This window comes from Streptomyces sp. L-9-10, from assembly GCF_004151105.1.
In the GTDB taxonomy this organism is placed as follows: Bacteria; Actinomycetota; Actinomycetes; order Streptomycetales; family Streptomycetaceae; genus Streptomyces.
The window spans coordinates 1-7967 of the sequence record NZ_PHRF01000155.1 but is presented as its reverse complement, the minus strand read 5'-3'; the positions used below and the strand labels follow the sequence as shown (position 1 = coordinate 7967).

Below are 7967 nucleotides of genomic sequence, written 5' to 3'. Positions count from 1 at the left end.
TTGGAGCGGATCGCGTAGCCGAGGTCCGCCACGTAGGCCCTTGCGGGGGCGCTCAGTTCGGGCTGTTCCTGCTCGCGCAGGCTCAGGAAGAGTGTTGTGAGGCGGTCCCGCAAGGCCACGGCTTGGTGGACGGCCTGTTCGGGCGGGCAGTTGTTCAGCCGGGAGAGCAGCATCACGATGTTGCGGGTGCTTCCGTCGACGAGCAGTTCGCGGTTGTAGGAGAGCAGGTCGTTGTCGAGGGCCATCATCAGGAAGGACGATTCCTGGAGTGCGCGCATGGCGGGGGAGTGGAATTCGGCGCCGGGGATCTCCTCGCCGGTGGTGATCTCCGACCAGGACAGGCTGGCGGCGCCGCCGGCGTTCAGCATCCGCAGGTGCAGGAACTCGTCCAGGCCGGCGGGGGCGGGGTTGGCCATTCCCCACAGGATGGAGTGGAACCATTTGCGGTGCGCCTCGACGAACCGGTACAGCTGGGTCGGGCTGGCGACGGCCTGTACCGAGACCATGAGTGACTGCAGCGCGGCGACCGGGCCGGTCTGATCCGCCGTCGGCTCCGTGGCCGGGGACTCCATGACGCGGAGCAGGTGGCTGGTGAGGCCGATCGCCGATACCAGCTTGGTGGGGGTGACGGCGGTTTCCATGCGGACGTCGTCGACGTAGAAGATCCAGTGCAGCCATCGGGCGGTGAGTGCGACGCGGTCGGCGATGCCTTGGGGATAGATACGGCCCATCGCCTCTGCGCAGTTTCGTGCGATGGCCCAGGCCCGGTCGATGTCGCTGGTGTAGAGGCGGTAGCGGTCGAGCCAGATCTGGGAATCGCGGTCGATGCTGTCGTGCTCGGGGTGAGCGGCCGCGTCGATGGGGCAGTACAGCGGCGGCAGTTGAAGCAGTTGCGGGGCGGTCGTGTCCGGGATCGGGTGCATGGCGTACTCCGTCGTGGTGTGGAGTGATGGGGGCGGCGTTCCCGCGGGCCCGTATGACGTGGCCGAGTGGGGTGCCGGTGGCGAGGCTCGGGACGGACCACCGCGGCCGGCGCCGTGCGTTCAACGGCCGCCGGAGCGGTCCGGCCGGCCGGTGTGACGGTCAGGTGGTGCGGCAGTGCGCGGGCCCTGCCGGGTGCGAGGTCGCCGAGTGGGCTCGCGGGTTCACGCCGAGAGTATGGGCGTCGGCTGGGCTGTCATGTCCGCACGGTTCCTTTGGCCACGACATGCGGGTGGCCACGGAGGTGGCGAGACTGCCCGGTGCTGTGGTGGCGGCGGGCCGCAGGGCGCTGCCGTCCCGTGCTCGTCGGGCGGCGCGGAGCCGGTGATCATCGCTTCGACGGCGGTCATGCCGCACTCCCGTCGAAGCAGCGGTCGGGTGGGCCGGGTTCGCCGGCCCGCGCACGCAGAACCGCGCAGGCGATCCGCGAGGCGGACAGCCCCGGCCCGGGCCAGGAGGGGGCCGCGCTCGCCGTGCGGGATGAACGCCCTTGGCAGCCCGAGCGTGCGCAGGGGGGTGGTGACCGCGTGGTCGGCGAGATCCTGGGCCAGCACGCTGCCCAGACCGCCGGTGCGCGAGCTGTCCTCGGCGGTGACCACCAGCCGGTGCCGGGCGGCCAGGTCCGCCAGGGCCGCACTGACCGGCAGGGCCCAGCGCGGATCGACGACCGTGACCCCGATCCCGCGGGCGGCCAGAGCGGCGGCTGCCTCCAGACACGCGGCGGCCGGCGGACCGTAGGCGACCAGCAGCACATCACGGATCCCCGACTCCGCCAGCACATCCACCGTGCCCTGGGTCCGCAGCGCCGGAACATCCTGTGCCACCGCTCCCTTGGGAAACCGCGGTGCGGTCGGCCCCGACGCGCAGGCGACGGCCTCGGCCAGCAGTTCCCGCAGCCGGGCGCCGTCCCGTGGCAGCGCGAGACGCAGCCCGGGAACCAGGGACAGCAGCGAGGCATCCCACATGCCGTGATGCGAGGGGCCGTCGGGGCCGGTGATCCCGGCCCGGTCCAGCACGAACGTGACCGGCAGCCGATGCAGCGCGACGTCCATCAGTACCTGGTCGAACGCCCGGTTCAGGAACGTCGCGTACACCGCGACCACCGGATGCAGGCCGCCCATCGCCAGCCCGGCCGCCGAGGTCACCGCGTGCTGTTCGGCGATCCCCACGTCGAAGAACCGCCGCGGGAACTTTTCCGCGAACGGCGCCAGGCCGGTGGGCCCGGACATCGCGGCCGTGACCGCCACCACCTCATCGTGCTGTTCGCCCAGTTCCAGCACCGCGCGGGAGAACAACGACGTCCACGACCCCCGGCCGGAGCCCGTCGGGGCGGGTACCTGAGCGGGCGGGGCGGGGCTCACGGCGTGCAGCCGGTCGGCCTGGTCGGTCTCGGCCGGCCCGTACCCCCTGCCACGCCCGCCCGCGCCCAGGTTGTTGAGGGCTTCCCAGGCCATGCCGCCCGTCAGCGCGCCGTCGCCGACCACCGCCACCACCGTGCCCGCCTCCCCCGACAGGCCACGGGCCTTGGCCAGGCCGTCCGCGTACGACAGTGCGGTCGAGGCGTGCGAGTTCTCGATCCAGTCGTGCGCCGACTCGCCGCGACTGGGATAGCCGGACAGCCCGCCCTCCTGGCGCAGCACGTCAAATCTGTCCCGGCGTCCGGTCAGCAGCTTGTGCACATACGCCTGGTGCCCGGTGTCGAACAGCAGGACGTCACCCGCGGTGACGTCGAAGACCCGGTGCAGAGCCATCGTCAGTTCCACCACACCCAGGTTCGGCCCCAGATGTCCCCCGGCCGCCGACACCTTCTCCACGAGGAAGGCCCGGATCTCAGCCGCCAGCGCGGGCAGCCGGGCCGGCGCGAGTGCGCGCAGCGCGGCGGGACCGTCCACCGTCTCCAGCATCGGCCGGGCCGTGGGGGGAGGGGACACGACAGTGGTCACACGACACCAGCCTCACTTGCGGCACCGATTCCGCGGTCTGCCGGAGCAGCCCCTGCATATTCGTTACGTCCCCTCGCAGGATCGCCCCAGCCCCACCTCCCCGGGTAGAGAGCACGAAGGCGCACTTGACGTATGCATGCGCCAGATGTGTACGCCCCGGGCGTGCGAATCCCGCCGTGTACGCCCGCCGTGATTCGTCCGTCCGCCCGGACTGGGCGGGGTGTCGCGCACGGCCCCGGGTGGATGGCAGACGTGGGGGTGAGGTGGTACGCGGCGGAGAACGTACCGACGGGCGCGTGTGCGGAGCGTTTTCCGGCGGACGGTCGTGTGCGGGGTTGCGCGTGCTCCCGCACGCCCTCCGGGTGGGGTTGTCACCAGGCTCGGAGTGGGCACTCAGAAAGCTGACGAACACCTGTCGCCAGAGCCGTAGTTCACGGCGGACCCGAGCAGAAGGAGCAGCCTGTCATGAGTGAGACCTGGCCGCGTCACGCCGTCATCAAATTCGTCGGCGCCGTCATGGACGGCGCGAAGGAAAGCGCCTACGGTCTCCTCGACTGCGCGGCGCGCGTGGACGGCAAGGCGCGGGAGACGGTCCTCGTCCTCCTGGACGAGGGCGAGGGCACCGCCGGCACCCGCGAGGCCGCCCGGGGTCCGGATCCCCAGGGGGAGGAACTGCGCCGGTTGTGGGAGGAGTTGGCCGCGCTGCGGGAGAAGATCAGCCGCCTGGCCGAGGCCACCCCGTCCGCGCAGGACCCGGCGGGGGGCCATTTCCCGGGGACACATGTGTGACCGCGCGGGCCAGTGCCGGTACGGCGGGTGCCACGGGCCTGTGATGCCCTCCGCGCAGGTGCGGATCGGACCGCCGGCCGCGATTCCGGGCGGCGCGGAAGCCGGCGGATCCGCTCCCGAAGCACGGAAGTGATGCCGGGCGCGGGCGGTGGATCCCGTCGTACCGTGCGGCCGTGAAGCGGGGTGCGACACCATGGTGACAGCGGGATTGCGCGCGGCGGAGTTCGGTTACCTCGACGAGCGGGCGCAGGTCTACCTCGACCACGCCGGGGCCGGGCTGCCGCCGCGTTCCCTGGTGCGCGCCCACGCCGGTCGCGTCGCCCAGGAGTGTTTCGGCAACCCCCACTCGCAGAACCCGACGTCGGGCCGCTCAGGAGCGCTCCTGGCCGAGGCGAGGAGCGCTGTGCTGCGGCATTTCGGCGCCGATTCCGCCGAGTACGCCGCCGTGTTCACGGCCAATGCCACCGGCGCGCTGCGCCTCGTCGGTGAGGCCTACCCGTTCTCCTCCGGCGGGCGCCTGGTTCTGCCCATGGACAACCACAACTCCGTCAACGGCCTGCGGGAGTACGCCCGCGCCTCCGGCACGGCGGTCGAGTACGTACCGCTCGGGCCGGACCTGCGCGTCTCCCCGGAGCGGATGGTGCGCGCTCTGTGCCCGGTGCGGCCGGGCACGGGACTCCTCGCCTTTCCCGCGCAGAGCAACTTCAGCGGGGTGCGGCATCCGCTGGAGTGGGTCGAGGAGGCCCGTCAACGCGGCTACGACACACTGCTCGACGCGGCGGCGTTCGTCCCGGCCAACCGTCTGGACCTGTCCCGGGTGCGACCCGACTTCATCGCGGTGAGCTGGTACAAGGTCTTCGGCTACCCGACCGGGATCGGCTGCCTCGTCGCGCGGCGCACGGCACTGGCACGGCTGCGACGGCCCTGGTTCGCCGGCGGCACCATCCGGATCGCCAGCGCCCGCGCCGGCTGGCACGAAATGGCCGACGGTGAGGCCGCCTTCGAGGACGGCACCGTCAACTTCCTTTCCGTACCGGATGTCACGGCGGGTCTCCGGTGGATCGACGCGATCGGTATGGACGCCGTGCACACCCACGTGTCCACTCTTACCGGGAGGCTGCTCGCCGGGCTCGGCGCGCTGCGCCACTCGGACGGGAGCGCCCTGGTGCGCCTGTACGGGCCCGCCTCGTGTGACAGGCGCGGTGGCACCGTCGCCCTCAACCTCCTGGACGTGCGTGGCCGGGTGGTGGACGAACGCGTGGTCGCCCGGGACGGTGGCCGCCAGGGCATCTCTCTGCGCACGGGCTGCTTCTGCAATCCGGGTGCCGTGGAGGCGGCCTTCTCGCTCGATGTACCGCTCCTGCGGTCCCTGGCACGGCGGCATGCCCGCACGATCGAGGAGTACCTCGACGGGCTGGGGCTGGCGTCCGCGGGCGCGGTACGGGTGTCGGTGGGGATCGCGTCGAACGCGGCGGACGTAGATGCTTTCCTCGCCTTCGTGGAGGAGACCTACCGCGACCGTGAGCCGGATGTGGAGGGGCTCGCACCGAGGGACGGCTGTTGAGGGCGCGGGGCGGGGGTGCCGCTCATGGCCCCGAGTGGACGCCAGGCGTGGGGGGTTGGGCGGTCCACGACGGAGAACGTACCGACGGGCGCGTGTGCGGAGCGTTTTCCGGCGGGCGGTCGTGTGGGGCGTTGCGTGTGCTCCCGCACGCCCTGTGGGCGGGGTTGTCACCAGGCTCGGAGTGGGCACTCAGAAAGCTGACGAACGCCAGTCGCCAGAGCCGTCGTTCACGGCGGACCCGAGCAGAAGGAGCAGCCTGTCATGAGTGAGACCTGGCCGCGTCGCGGCATCATCAAATTCGTCGGCGCCGTCATGGACGGCGCCGGGGAGAGCGCCTACGGTCTCCTCGACTGCGCGGCGCGCGTGGACGGCAAGGCCCGGGAGACGGTCCTCGTCCTCCTGGAGGACGAAAAGGACAAGGACACCACCGGCACCCGCGAAGACGTCCGGAGCGCACAGGCCCGGGTGGAGGAACTCAAGCGGTTGTGGGCGGAGCTGGCCGCGATGGAGGAGAGGATCGGCCGTCTGGCCGAGGCCACCCCGTCCGGGCAGGAGCCGGTGGGAGGGCGGTCCCCGGTGACGGCACGTGGGTGACCGTGCGGACCGGTACGGGTACGGACGGTGTGTCCCCCAACCCTCCGACGGGCACGGACGCGGAGCGCCACCTCGTCCGAACGGAGGGCGGGCGGCTGTTCGACACGCTCACGCGTCGCCCGGTCACTGTGGAGGAGCTGGCCGACGATGTGCGGCGCGGTCGTCGTTTCCGGGTCAGGGAAGGCGAGAGCCGCAGTGAGTGCACCTACCAGGTTCTCGCTCAGGTGCTTCTCACCGCTCTCTCCGCGGCCGTGCCCATGGCGGCTCGGGCGGCCGGCCGGTCGTCGGGCATGGCGGGGCCGCTGTCCGATGCGGCCGGCGACGGCTCGCCTCCCGGCCGGAACGCGTAGGCGGAGACCACGTAGGGGCGTCCCGGGCACTGCCGGGGCCGGCGACGGCGGCCCGCCTCCGACGCGCGGAGGTTCCCCGGTGCCGATCGTGCGTGACTGCCTTTGGAGGACGTGTGTCCGCTCGCGCCCGGTACGTGGCCGGTGTGCTGGGCCGTCTGCTCGTGGAAGAGACGCGCCGGTCCAGGCGCGGCGGCGGTGATACCGGGGAGGAGGGGCAGGAGCGGGCGCGGACGGTGCGCGAGGCTCTGCAGTCGCTCGGGCCGTTCTACATCAAGGTCGGGCAGATGCTCTCCACCCGCCCCGACTTCGTGCCCCCGGCGATGATCGAAGAGTTCGAGAAGCTCCACGACCAGGTCACCCCGGTGCCGTTCCACATGTTCGAGCCCGTCCTGGTGGAAGCGTTCGGAGCCCGCTGGCCACGCCTATTCCGCGAGATCGACACCAGTACGCCGCTCGGGGCGGCGTCGCTGGCCCAGGTCTACCGCGCCGTTCTGGCCGATGGCACACCGGCCGCGGTCAAGATCCAGCGCCCCGGCGTGGAGACGGTCATGACCCAGGACATGGCCGTCCTGCGGCGGGCGGCCCGCATGATCGCCCGGGCCGCACCCCGGTTCACCACGGTGATCGACCTGCCGGCCATGCTCGGGGTGCTCTTCGACGCCATGGAGGGCGAGAGCGACTTCCGCAAGGAGGCCGCCAACATGGGCATGGCCCGCCGCCTGACCGAGGAGCACAAGCACCTGACCGTCCCCCTCGTCCTGCTCGACCCGACACGGCGGGTCCTGGTGCAGTCCCTCGCACCCGGCACATCGATCCGCGACGCCGACCCCGAGACGTTCACGGCCGACGAGCGCGCCGGTATCGGGCGGGACCTGATGGCGTTCATGTTCCGGGGGTTCTTCCTCGACCGCTACTTCCACGCCGACCCGCACCCGGGAAACATCTTCGTCGCCCCCGGGCACCCGGCCCATCTGATCGACTGGGGCATGGCCGGCCGCGTCGAGGCCAACGTCAGCAGAAGCCTCGTCCTGGCCCTGCTCAACGTGGCCGCCAACGACGGCACCGGGCTGGCGAAGACCTGGACCGAGATGGGACACCCCACCCCCTGGGCCGACCTGCCGGGCTTCCGCACCGACATGGCCGCCCTCGTCCCGAAGGTCACCTCCGCCTCACTGGAGGAACTCAACTTCGGCGTCACCCTCACCGCCGTCCTTACCCACGCCACCCGCCGGGGCATCCAGTCCAGCCCCGTGATCGCCCTCCTCGGAAAATCCTTCGCCAACCTCGAAGGATCCATCCGCCACCTGTGCCCCGAACTGTCCATCACGGAGGTGTTCGGAGAGAACCTGCGCACCATCATGTTCGGCCTCGCCCAGGAGACCCTTTCCGAACAGCAAGCCGCCCGCACCGCACTCGAACTCATGATCGCCGCCCCCGGAAGCCTCCAGCAGGCACGCGAAATCCTGCGCAACCTCGCGAACCACGACCCCACCCCGCGCCCTGCGGCAAACGGAGCCGCGTCCGGCCGCGGCCGGCCCTCCACCCACACGCACCACACCCGCCCAGCACTCATCCTGGCCGCCGCCATCATCTGGAGCAGCCGCAGAAGGTAACCCCGAACAGTCGCCGGACACCCCCGCAACACGCGCTAGTAGGGCTTTGTTACGTCTCTGGGCAAGTGGTCGTCTTGGTGGTTTCCTGATGGTATGAGGGCGAATGAACTTGCTTCGTGTAGGGGCCGGTTGG

At 71.4% G+C, this 7967-nt stretch carries 6 protein-coding genes and 1 pseudogene; 5 read left to right on the top strand and 2 right to left on the bottom strand.

The window, feature by feature from the left end; all coding sequences use genetic code 11:
• Nucleotides 1-923: terpene synthase family protein (locus CU044_RS32170; protein WP_129772266.1), on the bottom strand; the 923-nt coding region annotated here is incomplete at its 3' end.
• Between the two features lie 507 nt (nucleotides 924-1430).
• Nucleotides 1431-2885: pseudogene (locus CU044_RS32165) on the bottom strand (1-deoxy-D-xylulose-5-phosphate synthase); the annotation flags it as partial.
• Between the two features lie 504 nt (nucleotides 2886-3389).
• On the opposite strand from CU044_RS32165, the gene CU044_RS32160 reads away from it, so the two are divergent.
• From CU044_RS32160 to CU044_RS32145, 5 genes are all read left to right on the top strand, one after another.
• Nucleotides 3390-3713 carry a hypothetical protein gene (locus CU044_RS32160; protein ID WP_129772265.1) on the top strand — a complete coding sequence of 108 codons (324 nt, stop codon included), beginning with the start codon at nucleotides 3390-3392 and terminating at the stop codon, nucleotides 3711-3713.
• A gap of 193 nt (nucleotides 3714-3906) precedes the next feature.
• A complete protein-coding gene (locus CU044_RS32155) occupies nucleotides 3907-5277 on the top strand; it encodes an aminotransferase class V-fold PLP-dependent enzyme (protein WP_129772264.1) in 1371 nt (456 codons plus the stop codon).
• Between the two features lie 261 nt (nucleotides 5278-5538).
• Nucleotides 5539-5871, top strand: coding sequence for a hypothetical protein (locus tag CU044_RS38905; protein WP_165372029.1), 333 nt, complete (start codon nucleotides 5539-5541; stop codon nucleotides 5869-5871).
• Complete coding sequence (locus tag CU044_RS38900; RefSeq protein WP_165372028.1) at nucleotides 5868-6221, top strand: polyhydroxyalkanoate synthesis regulator DNA-binding domain-containing protein; 354 nt, start codon at nucleotides 5868-5870, stop codon at nucleotides 6219-6221. The genes CU044_RS38905 and CU044_RS38900 overlap by 4 nt, the downstream gene beginning before the upstream one ends.
• Before the next feature lie 113 nt (nucleotides 6222-6334).
• A complete protein-coding gene (locus CU044_RS32145; protein ID WP_240045979.1) occupies nucleotides 6335-7834 on the top strand; it encodes an AarF/UbiB family protein in 1500 nt (499 codons plus the stop codon).
• The last annotated feature ends 133 nt before the right edge of the window (nucleotides 7835-7967 follow it).